The 14,903-nt window shown below is 44.5% G+C and carries 9 protein-coding genes and 1 pseudogene; 6 read left to right on the forward strand and 4 right to left on the reverse strand.

Annotated elements, in window-relative coordinates; all coding sequences use genetic code 11:
* Positions 1 to 75 precede the first annotated feature (75 nt).
* Complete coding sequence (locus ACMVP2_RS15080; protein ID WP_416864113.1) at positions 76 to 1,608, forward strand: LuxR C-terminal-related transcriptional regulator; 1,533 nt, start codon at positions 76 to 78, stop codon at positions 1,606 to 1,608.
* Positions 1,609 to 1,793: 185 nt separating this feature from the next.
* On the opposite strand, the gene ACMVP2_RS15085 is transcribed toward ACMVP2_RS15080, so the two are convergent.
* The 4 genes from ACMVP2_RS15085 to ACMVP2_RS15100 all read right to left on the reverse strand — a co-directional run bounded on the left by ACMVP2_RS15085 (position 1,794) and on the right by ACMVP2_RS15100 (position 4,596).
* Complete coding sequence (locus tag ACMVP2_RS15085; protein WP_416864114.1) at positions 1,794 to 3,008, reverse strand: cytochrome P450; 1,215 nt, start codon at positions 3,006 to 3,008, stop codon at positions 1,794 to 1,796.
* A gap of 3 nt (positions 3,009 to 3,011) precedes the next feature.
* On the reverse strand, positions 3,012 to 3,272 hold the full coding sequence (locus ACMVP2_RS15090; RefSeq protein WP_416864115.1) for a hypothetical protein: 261 nt from the start codon (positions 3,270 to 3,272) through the stop codon (positions 3,012 to 3,014).
* A protein-coding gene (locus tag ACMVP2_RS15095; protein WP_416864116.1) for an IS3 family transposase occupies positions 3,269 to 4,347 on the reverse strand; the annotation gives its coding sequence in 2 pieces (ribosomal slippage) (positions 3,269 to 4,095 and positions 4,095 to 4,347; 1,080 coding nt in all). The genes ACMVP2_RS15090 and ACMVP2_RS15095 overlap by 4 nt, the downstream gene beginning before the upstream one ends.
* A gap of 51 nt (positions 4,348 to 4,398) precedes the next feature.
* A complete protein-coding gene (locus ACMVP2_RS15100) occupies positions 4,399 to 4,596 on the reverse strand; it encodes an acyl carrier protein (protein WP_416864117.1) in 198 nt (65 codons plus the stop codon).
* 238 nt (positions 4,597 to 4,834) lie between these two features.
* Here ACMVP2_RS15100 and ACMVP2_RS15105 point away from each other — a divergent pair.
* The 5 genes and pseudogenes from ACMVP2_RS15105 to ACMVP2_RS15125 form a co-directional block, all read left to right on the forward strand.
* Positions 4,835 to 5,965 (forward strand): annotated as a pseudogene (locus tag ACMVP2_RS15105) (MBOAT family O-acyltransferase); the annotation flags it as partial.
* 187 nt (positions 5,966 to 6,152) lie between these two features.
* A complete protein-coding gene (locus ACMVP2_RS15110) occupies positions 6,153 to 7,235 on the forward strand; it encodes a hypothetical protein (protein WP_416868235.1) in 1,083 nt (360 codons plus the stop codon).
* A gap of 175 nt (positions 7,236 to 7,410) precedes the next feature.
* Positions 7,411 to 10,518, forward strand: a complete 3,108-nt coding sequence (locus ACMVP2_RS15115) for a PVC-type heme-binding CxxCH protein (RefSeq protein WP_416864118.1) — start codon at positions 7,411 to 7,413, stop codon at positions 10,516 to 10,518.
* Between the two features lie 247 nt (positions 10,519 to 10,765).
* On the forward strand, positions 10,766 to 11,941 hold the full coding sequence (locus ACMVP2_RS15120; protein WP_416864119.1) for an FG-GAP repeat domain-containing protein: 1,176 nt from the start codon (positions 10,766 to 10,768) through the stop codon (positions 11,939 to 11,941).
* 179 nt (positions 11,942 to 12,120) lie between these two features.
* Entirely contained in the window at positions 12,121 to 14,889 is a 2,769-nt protein-coding gene (locus ACMVP2_RS15125; protein WP_416864120.1) for a COR domain-containing protein, read from the forward strand.
* Positions 14,890 to 14,903: the final 14 nt, after the last annotated feature.

Here is a 14,903-nt window from a genome sequence, read left to right on the forward strand (position 1 = left end):
TCATCGAACTATGATCGATTAACCGAAACAATAATTATTTTCAGCTATTTGTCGGGAATTCATATCACTCAGTAAATGGCTTTTAAATTTTGTTGGCTGGGAATTTGTCTGTTGACCATTGGTACCGCTAACGCTCAAAACAGTCAGTCAATAGCCCAACTGGAGCAGGCAGACAAAGTGCAGAATTCAAGAGAGAGGATCACTTTTTTATTGTCCACCAAAGATCTGCAAACTGATTCCAATGACTCTATAAAAGCAGCTTACTATCAAAAATTGGGAAACGCCTACGCCCAGGCCTATTCAAACGACACTGCACTTAATCATTTGAATCAATCGCTACAGTTGGTTGGCTCCAAGCCGTTTTACTTACTGAAGGGAGAGATTTACAATAGCATGGGCAATACTTCACTGACCCTGAGCGCCACTGATGAGGCGATGAAATACTACAATGCGGGCCTGGAAGAGCTAGGAGATTTGACCACAGTGGAAGCAGCTTCTCTCAAATCACGTCTTTTAGGAAATATTGGAGGCATCTATAATGAGCTGGAGCAGTATTCGAAATCACTTGAATATGCACAGGCAAGTTTTCAAGTCATTGAGGAGTATAAATTAGCTGATAGGTATTTTTTCGGGCACCTGATTCTCGCTTTTGCCCACAGTGCCCTTGGAAATTTGGATCAGTCGATGGAGCATAACCTGAAAGTGTTGGATATCATTCTGGAGAATGGCGATTCTTCGTACCTCGCATATGCGTATAAAAATATTGCATCAATTTATCACCAAAAGCAAGACTGGAAACAGGCTACAAAATTTTACCTGAACGCCAAAGATGTAGCGTGGGCAGTTCAGGAGTACGAGGTGTACGTAAGTTGCTTTTCCAATCTGGCGGAGGTAGCAGAGCAGCAGGGGCAATTCAAAACCGGCATTGCTTATGCCGAGCAGGGCATTGACGCCGCTAAAAAGTATGGTTTGCTGCCCAAACATATCGAAGCCATAAAATTTTACTATTCCCTTTTGAAGAAGTCAAATCAAACAGCATTGGCCTTGTCGGCACACGAAGAATACATGGCGCTGAAGGACTCTTTGTTCAGACTTGAAACGGTGGCCCAAATCGAGGAAATTGAATCGAAATACGAAAAGGCAGAACAGCAAAAGGAAATAGCGTTGCTGGTGGCGCAACAAGAATTGACAGAAAGTGAATTGTCACGCAAGCAGCAAGTGCAATTTTTTTTGGTTGGCGCTTCCACGTTGGCAATTGTTATACTGGTGCTTATCATTTATAATCAACGGCAAAAAGCCAGGCTAAGACATGAGATTCTGGAAGGTCAGCTCAACGAATACCGGATAAGGCTCAATGAAATGCTGGGGAAATATGAAGGAGACTTTAGCGTGTCATTGGAGGAGCTCAATGATCGACTGTCGACCCCAATTTCCGAACGGGAGTATGATGTGTTAAAAATGGTTTTCACGCAAAAGACCAACCAGGAAATAGCTGATGAGTTGTTCCTTTCTATCAATACTGTCAAAAGCCATTTAAAAAACCTCTACGACAAGCTGGGAGTAAATAACCGAGGCGAGGTGGTGAAGTTTATTGCTTCGAGGAGGTAGTTCTGTTGGCGAAGCAAGAGGTTTGGTGCCCGGTGTTTATCGCTATATCGCCGACAAATTTCACAAGCAAACATCTTGAACTAGTAGTGCTGATCAGAGTTAATTACCCCATTGACCAATGGAAATATTGTTTCGAAATGGGATCCAATCACAGTTAAGAGACAAATATCGGTTTTTTTTATCATTTAAACTGACATAGCTTTTTCGTTTGAAATTGCCAGTTCCATAGAAAGTAGCCTCCTGATCATTAGCCTGTTTTCCCAAACTGGTTTGCCAACAATACTGGTACGCTCTAGCTTCGGTAGGAAAGCTTTGACCACAGAAGCAGCTTCAACTACTGCCATTTGGCTTCCCAGACAATGATGCATACCATAGCCAAAGGAAAGGTGATCGTTTACCTTTCTGTCGATAATTAGTTGATCGGGGTTTTCAAAATGACCTGGGTCACGATTGGCAGACCCAAGGCAAAGAGTGATGGTGCTATTAGCGGGAATTTCAACGCCAGAAAGGGCAATAGGTTCTGGGTTCGACCTGCCTGTTATCTGCACAGGTGAGTGTAAACGTAATATCTCCCGGACAAAGCGCTCAATGCTGGCGTCGTCATCAAGTTTGCGTAGTAGTTCTTTGTCCTCAATTAATGTTTGCAGGCAAATGCTTATCAGGCTGGAGGTTGTTTCAAAGGCAGCAATGAAAAGAAAAATAATGAGCGATACGGGATCAGCATTAAATTCAGGGTTGCCTTCTGCAGCTTTTTTGACAGCAGCAGCCAATCCGGCCGACTCCTTATCAAGGCTGCTGTAGTAAAGATCAAAAGATGCCCGAAGGTTTGTTGAGGCTACCTGGATATTCTTTAAATCTTTAAAAGTCAAATAGGGATCAAGGAGTTGAACCAGCTTGAAGCCATCTGCTTGAAGCTCTTCTCCTAAAGATCTCGGCATGCCAAGCACATCGCAAACCATCCATACTGGTAGCTTCTTGGCAATAAAAGAGACCAGGTCAAATGATGGTGGCATATCTGCCAGGATTTCATCACAAATCTCGGAAGACTTTGTCGAAAGAAAAGATTTTGAAGGCCAGTTTTTAGCCAAAACGGACCGAATAAGACTATGTATTGGCGGGTTTTGTTGTATAGGCATTCCAGTCACTGCCTGCCGAATCGAGCCAAAGTCTATGTTTCTGCCCGTGGCATATTGAGTCATTTTATAAATCCATTCCGCTCTGGCTCCTGTCTGAAAATTTTTAGCAAAAAGCACATGCTTCACGCCATCATAGTTCATTACTACGAAGTCCCCAGTGGGTGATTGGAATACAGGTGCATGCGCCAATATTTTGGAATATACTGGAAAGGGGTTAGTAATAAACCCCGGATTCGATGGTTGCCAAAGCTTAGTTACGTCCATTTATCAATTTGTAAACGTGCTCGGTAAAGGAAGAAACAGTTGGGTTGTTGTAGAGACTCTGTAAGCTCCCCCTAAAATTGGACCACTCAAAAGTTGACTTTTCCGTTTCACCGGCTGATCAAAAATAGGTGCCTGCTGGCAGCCAGTCAAGACCAAGCAGGCGGTTGATTTTTGTTTATTTTCAATGGCATCAACCGGTCTTGACAGGCTGTGCGCATTCACCTTGGTAATGATCATCGGCTGAAAAGGAAAAATAGTATTCATATTGTTTGTAATAGCTCGACAGGAGATCGATACCCAAGTGACTCATGGGGGCGGTATCGGTTGTAATCATCGAGCCATTCTTCAATCTTATATCTCACCTCTGTGAGGTTATGGAAGACGTTGGCATTTAGTAACTCTTTCCTAATGCTGCCGTTACATCGCTCGACATAGCCATTTTGCATAGGCTTACCAGGCTGGATGAAGGTAAGGTTGATCTGATGACCCCGACACCATTGATCCAACTGATTGGAGATAAACTCGGGGCCATTATCCACTCTGATCATTTTAGGTAGGCCCCGGAACTCTTTCAGGTATTCTAGCACTCTGATTACCCTGGATGCTGGAAGTGATGTGTCGGCTTCCAGTGCTAGTACTTCCCGGTTATAGTCATCCATCACATTCAAAAGCCTGAACCTTCGACCATCCCATAAACTATCATTCATGAAGTCTACAGACCAAACCTGATTGATACCTTCTGGCCTATACAAAGCTTGTTTTACCCTGGCTGGAATCCGCTTTTTATACCTGCGGCGAATATTAAGATGCAGCCCGGTATAGACTCGGTAAACACGCTTGTGATTCCATACATAGCCTTTCTTCCTGATCCTGTAATAGGATTGCCAAAAACCTATCGAAGGGTGCTTGTTCACCAGTTCTTCCAGCTCTCTTATCACCGCACCGTCATCCCTAAATTTGGGTACATAGCTGTATGTGCTTCTCGGCATACTCACTGCTTTACACGCTTGACGCCGACTCACTCCATGCGCTTCGACCATGAACTGAACCAGTACGCCTTTTTCATCAAGCGTCAGAGCTTTTTTGAAACAGCATCTTTCAAAGCCTCATGCACCAGGCTAAGGTCAGCAAACATGCGCTTCAAGCGTGCATTCTCTTCCTGAAGATCCTTCATCTTCTTTACATCACTGGGTTCCATGCCTCCATAACGTTGACGCCATTTATAAAAGCTCGCTGTGGTGACGCCCATTTCCCGGCAAATGTCCTCGGCCTTACGCCCTGCTTCGTGCGCTCTAATCGCACTTACAATCTGTGTTTCTGTGAATCGTGACTTTTTCATATCTACCATTTAAAGTTGATTATTTTTTCTCAACTTTTAAATGGTCGAACTTCAGGGGAGCTTACAACTCAAAGGGTCAATGTCAATTTTATAATGCTCCTCAACATCTCCCAGTAAGAAAATTGAATTCACCGAATCCAGCCCCAGATCATTAAATGCCACAGCATCATCAATCGTGGTGACTTCTTTTCCAATTTCCTTCGCAATTAGTTTTTTGATGAAATCAGCTATTTCAGATTGGCTCGTCATACTAGGAAGTCATGAATGGGTGTAAGATCAATAGTAAAAATTGTAACTGAGGAATTATTGAGCGTTTCATGACGCAAGTCGTCATAGAATATTTCAATTTATAAGTATTTATGGAGATTCAATAACAGCGAAACTAAAATCCTGTTAATTTACCCCTCAAGCGTAGAAATATTTGCCAAAACTTACTTTTTGCAAAGGGGATAATTTAAGTTACTGTTGTTGATGTTACTTGTATTGAATGCTTTTTAATAGTAGCGGCTACGGGGTCTTTCTGATTCTGTTACTTGTGTTTTATTACTTTACTCCAAAATCCTGGAGGTGGATACTGCTTTTAGCCTCAAGCGTATACTTTTACACGACCTGGAATTCATTCTTTCTTATTGTAGTAGGAATTTCAATCCTGATAGATTATCTCTGTGGACTTGCGATCTATAGCTCAAAGCTTCAGTGGCAAAGAAAAGCCTTATTTTGGTCAAGCATAGTTTCCAATATTGGGCTCCTTTTCTTTTTCAAATACCACAATTTCTTTGCTGAGAATATAAATACCGTGTTCAGCGCATTGAACATAGCTATTTCGATTCCCAAAAATTCACTTCCGTTTCCCATAGGTATCAGCTTTTATACCTTCCAAACTCTAAGCCATACGATAGATGTCTACAAAGGCTTCAGAAAGCCAGAAAGAAACTTTGGAATATTCTCCCTGTACGTTTTGCTTTTCCCCCAACTACTTGCCGGGCCTATTGAGAGGTCAAGAGCCCTGCTTCCTCAATTAAATGGGTTGACCGCTTTGCGCTCGACGGACATAACGGCAGGTGCACGGCTCATCCTTTGGGGGCTATTCAAAAAAATGGTGGTCGGAGACCGTATCGGGGAGTTGGTTGATTTAGTGTATGGGAGCCCCGAGACGTATAAAGGGTTGCCGCTCATGATTGGCTCGTGTCTTTTTACTGTTCAGATTTTTTGCGACTTCTCAGGGTATAGCGACATGGCAATTGGCTCGGCCAGGCTTTTTGGAGTCAAACTGTCCAACAATTTTCACAACAGGGTGTATTTCGCTAACTCTAAAGCAAATTTTTGGAAAGGGTGGCATATTACACTTAGTGACTGGTTCCGGGATTACCTTTTCTTTGCTGTTTTGGGAAAAGGGAGAACGCAAACTCGCTTTTACCTGAGTCTTCTATTCGTATTTTTCATAACCGGTTTGTGGCACGGAGCAAATTGGGGCTTCGTGATTTGGGGGACTTTAAACGGCATGTGGATAGTGATAGAGCGCCTGACTTACAAATGGCGGTTTAGGCAATTTGACCGATTTGGATTGCTTCGTCTCCCAGCAATATTTAACTCTTTTTGTATAGCGTTTATCTTCTTATCTACTTCTTTTACTGCCATGTGGTTTAAGTCCGAATCGTGGGAGGCTGGTGTTAAAATATTGCGATATAGTCTGGATTGGGGGAATATTGGAAAAAGCCCACTTACGCTCAAGGAGGTTCAAGAAATTGGATTTTGTGTGGCTGTCTTTGTTTTAATGGACATTATTAACGTGAGCATGAAATTGAATGATTTTAGCGAATGGATTGGCAAAAAGTCCTTTCTACTTCGATGGGCAATTTACATTGTACTTGTTGAGGCAATACTCAACTTTGGGATTGTCAGCAACGAGTTTTATTATTTTAAATTTTAGAATGAAAAAGGCCCTTCTTAAAGCGCTTCTGTTTGTACTAATTTTGGTTGTGATACGGCAAGTCATAAGTACCATGTTCCCTTTGGAGGACCGGCAATCGGCACTCAATGAAAAAAGGACATTGTTGAGTACAAACGAGAGCTTTAACACCGTCATTCTGGGCTCAAGCAGAGTTGAGAGAGGTGTTGACCCTTCTATTGTCGACTCCCTGACGGCCCGCCATCATTTGAGATCTTTAAACCTTGGATTTCAAAGCCTTACTTTTCCTTATATCAATGTTATTTCAAATCAGATTGTGACAGAGAAAGGAGTCGATTGTTTGCTGGTGGAGCTGACGGGCCCAGGCCTAGACTTTGGAAATATGGGCCCTTGGTTTGAGTTTATGAGATCGAATACCACAGAAAATTCATTTTCTGATATTTTATTCTTATCTCAGCAGATGGCAACAAGCTTGAAAGGGATACTGAGTACTCGCCTGAATATAGTCAATTTTGCAGGCAGATATCATTCACATAAAGGTCTACGACAAAACGGATACTTACCATACCCTGATAACCTGAGGGACGAGGAGAAACTGCCAAATCTTATAAACTCCAGGTTGACATTAGATGTGCATTCGGGGAATTATGCGCAGCGGAAGTTGCAAAGCAAATACCATTTGGAAGAAACAATCGACAAGGCAAATGCCAACGGAGTTAGAATTATTTATATTCTACCGCCATTAATCAAAGATGAAGACGAGGCGACTTTTATATATGAGGCTTTCTATGAGCTTCCTGAGGAGTATAGATTGAATGTTTATTCAGCAGAGTTTGCCGCATTGGTAATGGACAGTACTAAAAGGAAAAACTATTTTCACCTTAACAATGAAGGAACTGTTATTTTCTCTCAAATCCTGGGAGAAAAACTGAATGAGCACCTCTCTAAATGGCCGGATCATAAAAAGCGGGACAATTAGCCAATACCCGTTAAGGTTAAAACTGGGATAGCTTGGCTGCCTTGGTTTGTCCTCTTCCAACCGCCTCACAAAAACCCACTTGAGATTCCAACTATTTAAAATAACTTATACCTGATTTTGTGCGGAGGGGTAAGGAGGGTGTAAATTAAACCAAACTTAATGTACTCAATTTTTTATGAGAGCCTACCTACTACTATTCCTTTGTTTTCTTTTTGTGTCGTCCTGTCAGGAAAATAAAAATGAAGAGCCTTACGATCCCGACTCCTTCATTGACCCGGAGCTTTTTAAAGACCACATTCGTGTGACTGATTTCCAAACCGCTGAGGAGGAAATGAAGGGCTTTCACCTGCCTCCTGGGTTTGAAATCAACCTCTACGCTTCTGAACCCGATATCACCAAGCCCATCAACATGGAGTTTGACGACAGGGGCAGGCTGTGGGTGACGCATTCCATCGAATATCCTAATGAGGCGTCTACAGGTTCTGGGCAGGATAAGATCACTATTCTTGAAGATACCAACGGCGATGGGAAGGCAGATAAATTCACTGATTTCGCCAGTGATCTCAATATTCCTATTGGCATTATGCCGGTAAAGGGCGGCGCTATTGCTTATAGTATTCCCAATATCTACTATTTTGAAGACAAAGACGGAGACGACAAATACGACGAGAAGACGGTGCTGGTTGGCCCATTCGATCATGTCGACACCCATGGTATGATCAATAATTTCCTTCGGGCACCTGACGGCTGGATCCATTCCTCGCACGGCTTTCGAAACAGCTCAAAAGTGTCGGGAGCAGACAAGGATTCCATTAGCATGACCTCCGGCAATACCTTCCGCTTCCGTCTTGATGGCAGCCGGGTGGAACAAACTACCTTTGGCCGGGTCAACCCTTTTGGGTTCGCTGTGGACGATCTCGGCTACGTCTACTCTGCCGACTGCCACACCATGCCCATTTACCAGATCATCAGTCAGGGTGATTATCCGCACTTTGGCAAAAAGCCGCCGGGCCTCGGCTTTGGACCGCAGATGATGAACTACCAGATTGGTTCCACTGCCCTTTCCGGACTGGACTACTACAACGGAGAAGCTTTCCCTGAGGAATACAGAAACAGCTTTTACTCTGGTGATGTGGTAGCCTGCCGGGTGAGTCGCAATACGATTACTTATAGTGGGTCAACGCCAGTAGCAACGCTTCAAAAAGATTTTTTGGTGAGCGAAGACCCTTGGTTCCGCCCTGTGGATGTGAAAATTGGCCCTGATGGTGCCCTTTATATCGCAGATTTTTACAACCGCATCATTGGTCACTACGAGGTGCCGTTGGATCACCCCGGTCGGGACAGGAAGAGCGGTCGTATCTGGAGAATTACTTACAAAGGGGAGACAATTGACCCGGTGGATTGGTCAAAAGCTAGCCTCGACGAGCTGATCAAAGGTCTTGGTCAGAGTACTTTTTTGCAGCGGATGATGGCGTCGAACCGACTGGTAGACTACAAGGCTGATGAGGCGGCGCAGCCGCTAAAAGCACTTTTGGCGGATGGTAAAGCTTCTCCCAAGCAGAAAGTGCATGCCATGTGGGCGCTAAAGAGGCTTGAAGCGCTGTCGGACACAGAGTTAAAAAGTGCTGCTACAGGAAGCGATCAGGAGGTCAGGGTACACGCCTATCGTATCCTGACAGAATATGAATCGTTGAATGATGAGATGAGATCTCTGGCGCTGGATGGGTTAAAACATAGTGATCCTCACACGCAGAGAGCGGCGGCTGGTGTTTTGGTGAGACATCATCATGCCGCCAACATCAAGCCGCTTGTTACGGCGGCTTTGGCGGTGCCCTCGAACGACACCCACCTTCGGTACACTTTGATGATAGCTCTCCGTGATCATCTCAAAAATGCTGAGATCCTTGGTGGTGCTGTGGGACAAACCTGGAACGAAGCGGAAACAAAAGTCCTGATGGACGCCCTGACCGACGTGCCTTCTGCCATCGCCTCAGGTTTCATCTACGTCAACATAAAGAAGTACGATGCCCCGCACGACCGCATGGTGGTGTACCTGCAGCACGTAGGGCGTTTCATTCCGGAAGCGCAGCTTACTTCGGCGATTGATTTTATTAAAGAGAAATTCAAAGGCAATGCGGCCGGTCAATATACGCTGTACAACACGATCCAAACTGGTATTGGGCAGCGGGGTGGTTCTTCCAATGCCAGGCAAATGACCGATTGGGCGACAAGCTTTGCCGGTGACTTCCTGAAAAATCTGGAGACAAAGCCTCAGCTGGTGGCTGACCAGCCGTCAGCACATGCTGATGAGGAGTATGAGTACTTTGAGGAGATTTCTCAGCGTCAGGTGTTTGCGGCGAACATTGCCAGCCAAAATAAACTGACAAGCTATGAACAAGGTCTGCGTGACCTGCTGAAAGCCTCGTGGGCCAAAAGCAAACCCAGGGCGGCTGCGGCCAAAGCATTGCTGGACATTAACGGCAAAGGCAATGTTAATATGGTAGAAGCCAAATTAATCAGCGCTGAGGAAGAGCCTGCCTTCCGGGAAGAGCTGGCCAGAACCATTGGCACATCATCTTATGCCGGTGTAACGCCGTTGCTGAATAAATCGCTGAAAGATGCGCCCAGCGGATTGCAGGTAGCCATCGCTTCGGTGTTTGTGAACTCAGCCGAAGGCCGAGCCAGCTTACTGAAAGCAGCGAAGGATGGCTTCATCCCACCCCGGATACTCATGGACAGGAGAGTGAACGAACAGCTACTGTCAAAGCTGACTGCTGCTCAGAAAAAAGAATATGATGCATTAACTGCTGGTTTGGAGTCCGTACTGGAAGAAAGGCAAAAACTGATCGATACCAGATTATCCAGGTTTGATCCTAAGCCTGATGTGGAGCTGGGTAAGGCGGTGTTTATGAACAACTGCAACGTCTGCCATCAAATCAACAACGATGGCGGCGTGATCGGGCCGCAGCTCGATGGCATTGGCAACTGGGGCAGAAGGGCATTAGCAGAAAAGATTCTAGATCCGAACAGGAACATTTCGCAGGCATTCAAAACGTACACAGTTACCTTGAATGACGGCAAAGTGGTGAGCGGCTTGTTCAGACGGGATGAAGGCGAGCTGGAAGTGTATGCTAATGCCGCCGGCCAGGAATTTACGCTAAGCAAAACCGATATCAAGGAGAAAAAAGCGTCCCAATACACCCTGATGCCCGACGCCTTCGGTGAGTCCATCAGCGAAACAGACTTTGATGCGCTGCTTGGTTATTTGCTGACTCAGAAGTAACAGGTCTGTCAGGGGACAGCCTTGGGGGTTTTTGAGTGATCGGCGATTTTGTGACAGATTTCCGTTTCGAGCAGCGCCCAATTAGGAGGGCAGGGGAAGAATTGGTGGGCCGATGCGCATAAAGGCCAGTGCGTTTAATTCTTCGGGGACTTTTCGGTCCGCCGAAGCGGCTTACTTTTTGTCCGTAAAAAGTAAGAGCCCACCCGGCTTGAGGGTAATTAGATTTTAGAGAAAAATCACCAACGATATGAGAAAATTCATCATTTCAGCCTTCGTTTTATTAGTATCGGAGCAGTCGCATGCCCAACTCATGAAAGACCACGTCGTGGCCGACGACATCCCCTTCAAAAAAACCATTCTCTTCGACAAATTCGTCTCTGAAGGAGTGGCCGTAGGCGATGTCAACAACGACGGCCTCACCGACATCATGGCCGGGCCGTTCTGGTTCGAAGCTCCCAACTGGATCCGGCACGAAATCTACGAGCCCAAGCTTTATGTCGCTGAAAAGGAATGGAGCAACTCCATGCTCAACTTCTCCCTCGATGTCAATCAGGATGGCTGGATCGACTTCATCCGGGTCGATTTTCCGGGCAAGGCTGTTTACTGGCATGAGAACCCCCAGGGAAAGGAAGGCTACTGGAAGGAGTACATGATCCATGAAACCGTGGGCAACGAATCGCCCGGATTTTATGACATGGATGGTGACGGCCGAAAGGACATCTTGTGCGGAGATGTAACCAACAAGCAAATGATCTGGCTGAAGTCGCCCAGCAAAAAAGGGGATACCAACTGGAAAAAACACACCATCAGCTTGCCGGGCACACCTGGCTCTGAAAACTTCTCCCATGGCCTCGGCCATGCCGACGTGAATGGTGACGGCCGCAAAGACGTGGTCATCAGAGAGGGTTGGTGGGAAGCGCCGAGCGATGTTACACAGGCGGCCTGGTTCTGGCATCCATCCAACCTTGGCGAGCCATGCTCGCATATGTACACAGCCGACTTCAATCACGACGGCCATCTAGACGTTTTCTCAGCATCGGCCCACGAAAGAGGTATTTGGTGGTATGAAAATGAAGGAGACGGCAGTAACCAAAAATTCAAAAGGCATATACTTACGGAGGAAATGTCAGAGACTCATGCCGTAGCTTTCTCTGACGTCAACGGTGATGGCAAAAAGGACTTTGTCACCGGCAAGCGCTACTATGCCCACATGCGCCAGGGCACAGGTGCTTTGGAACCAGCCTACCTCTACTGGTTTGAATACGTGCCAGGCAAAGAGCCCAAATGGATAGCACATGAAATCGATGACGACTCAGGCGTAGGCTTGAACGTGGTGGCTGAGGACATCAACAAAGACGGCTTGACTGATGTGGTGATTGCTAATAAGAAAGGGATATTTGTGTTTGAGCAGGAGAAGAAATGATTTTATCGCCTATTTGGAGATTGTAAGTCATTGGCAATTCCGGGTATAATATTTATTTGTGAGTCATTTTTTATGAATCCAAAAGTGGGCTAATCTTCATTTATTGTTTTTTTTGAGGTGAGTCGTGTATTTTGGCTCAGGCTTATAAAGAAATGTAAATCTATCTAATGTCTCAAGCGATGAATTTTGAAGAAAAAAAGCCTCAAGTCATTCTGGATATTGAACAAGAATTTGAAACTATTCTGACCTACTCTGAGCGATTTGATGATAGCTACTATTCTCTTGTGTCTCAGTCATATTCACTGAACGAACACGGGGAAGTAGCATCGCTTGTTTTTGGTAGTGGATCAATTACTGATTTAAACCTAATTTCTAAAATCAGTAGTCTGGAGCTTCTAGAAGTCCAGGACAATGAAATTGAGGATATTTCTCCCCTTTCTGTTTTAAAAAAACTTGAGGCGCTGTATGTCGGAGGCAATAGGATAACTGATATTTCCCCTCTCATAACATTATCGGGCACCCTGAAAAGGCTTGTTTTGTGGCATAATCCCGTTCGGGATATTTCACCTTTGGGTGAACTGATCAGTCTTAGGGAATTATTTGCTCAAGGACTCGAAATTGAAGATTTATCCTTTACCAATAAGCTAGTTAACATTGTTGAGCTATGCCTAGATTATAATTCTATCAATGATATTGTTGGACTTGGCGAGTTGGGGAAGCTAAGGTCACTAATGTTACGACATAATAAAATTAGTCTACTTCCTGTTCATCCAGCTTTGCTAAGAGTAGAAGGGTTGGACATAGGAGAGAACTCAATTACAGAAATTCACAGAAGTTATGCCGAAAAGTTTGGTTGGCTCTCTAGTAAATACCACTACGAGGAAGAGCCCGGACTAGGTATTAATTTGAATGGTAATCCTCTAGAGTTTCCACCCCCCTCCGTTATTCAGTCTGGGCCCAATACAGTGGAAAACTACTACCAAATGGCAGGTGAGTTTGGAGATGCACCGCTTTCTGAAGGCAGAATTATTGTAATTGGCGATGGTAGTGCAGGTAAGTCTAGCTTGATAGAAAAGGTACTCTATAATACTTTCGAAAAGGGTAAAAAACAAACAAACGGTATCAAAATAGAAAACTGGGAATTTCCTTTTTTCGATGGAAGGCCACTTACTTTTCATATTTGGGATTTTGGGGGTCAGGAAATACAGCATGCCGTTCACAAGTTCTTCTTTACTGAAGGGTGCCTCTATGTTCTAGTGTTGGACAATCGGAAGGAAGAAGAGCCTGAGTATTGGCTTCAACAAATTGAAAGTTTAGGTGGTGGAGCGCCTGTGTTGGTGGTTTTCAACAAACAAGATGAAAATGCCTCGGAAATTGCAGACCGTAAATTCCTGAAGGAGAAATACCCTAGTATTGTATCTTTTTACAAAACAAGCTGCGTGTCTGGGTTTGGAATCGACGAGTTCAAAAAAGACCTTGAAAGGGAAACAATAAAGCTTCGGACGGTTCATGAAAGGTTGCCTAACAACTGGTTTAATATCAAAAGAGCCATTGAGGAAAGGACTACTGGGTCGCAACACTATTTGAGCTATGAGGTCTATCAGGCTATTTGCAAAGAAAACCACGCTGAAACGGAGGAAATACAAAAGTTGTTGCTGAAGTATTTCACAACCATCGGGGTGGTAACCTGGTTTGGAGATACCTACCTCAATTTCATGCACGTGCTAAGTCCTGCCTGGATTACCCAGGGAGTTTATAGGATTATAACGTCTAAAAAGACAGCCAAGCTATATGGACAGATAAGTATTGATGATTTCAAGGAGTTGCTCTACCCGGCAGACAAAAAGGACTTCACCTACGATGAAAATCATTATGGATATATCTTAAGCATGATGAAGAAATTTGATCTTTGTTATGCACCGGATGATAAGAATATTTTGATCCCATCCGCTTTTGGTAAGGAGCCCCGGCTAGAGTATCGTGAGTTTCGAGGGGAGGGAGTGAGCACGTATATCCTGCAATTCAAAGATTATATGCCTCCGGCCATTATTCACAGGTTCATTGCTAAGAACCTTTCTGATGTTTTTGAAAGCAACTATTGGTATTCGGGCATAGTAGTCAAAGATTCAAAAAGTGATACGCTGTCCATGGTACACGCCGATAAAGAGGCTAAACGTATTTACGTGCGCATAAAGGGCGACTCCAAGCTGGGCATGTGGGAGCACATCAGGCGAGATATTGATTCGATAGCATCGAGCTACGCCAATATCGTTTATAGTGAGCTGATGGCATTGGATGAAAAATCGGAAAGCACGGTTGACTACGATGATCTTCTCAGCCATATCAAGGCAAGAAAGGCTGTTTTTTTTCATCCAAAACTTAGAAGAGACTTTAATGTAGGCTACCTGATGGGGCTTTTTGAAGACAAGGGGGATACACTAGAAAAGTTTAAGAGCGGTGTTGTTGAGTTGGATGAGCGGGAGTTTCGTAGATCTCCTAAGAAAGAGAAAGTGCCTCCATTTGTTGTTAATATTCTCAACAACAATAGTCCAACTGTTAGCACCAATGTCAATACCCAGATAACAATCGATGTCGACATAGACATTACAGTCGTCCAGAAAACTAGTAGCTCACTGAGGGGTGATGCTGACTATCTATTGAGTGAACTTGGTGAAGGCAGTCCTTTGGCGGATGCTCTGACAAAGACCATTCAATTTGCTGAGGATGCCAAGAAAGCGCAGAACAGTGGTGATGTAGTCGAAAAGGGATGGGGCAAGAAGTTGAAAGGGGTGATCAATACGCTATCAGACGCAGGTGGGCAATTGAAGAATATTAGTGAAGGCAAGGAAACGCTTCAGGAGATTTTTGCAAACATGAAAGAGCTCGCTGCGCAATTTGACCTTGTTGAGGTAGTGTCCTTGTTAGGCAATATTCCAATTGGAATTTGATCTTACCGTGTAAC

This window comes from Imperialibacter sp. (genome assembly GCF_048007035.1).
In the GTDB taxonomy this organism is placed as follows: domain Bacteria; phylum Bacteroidota; class Bacteroidia; order Cytophagales; family Cyclobacteriaceae; genus Imperialibacter.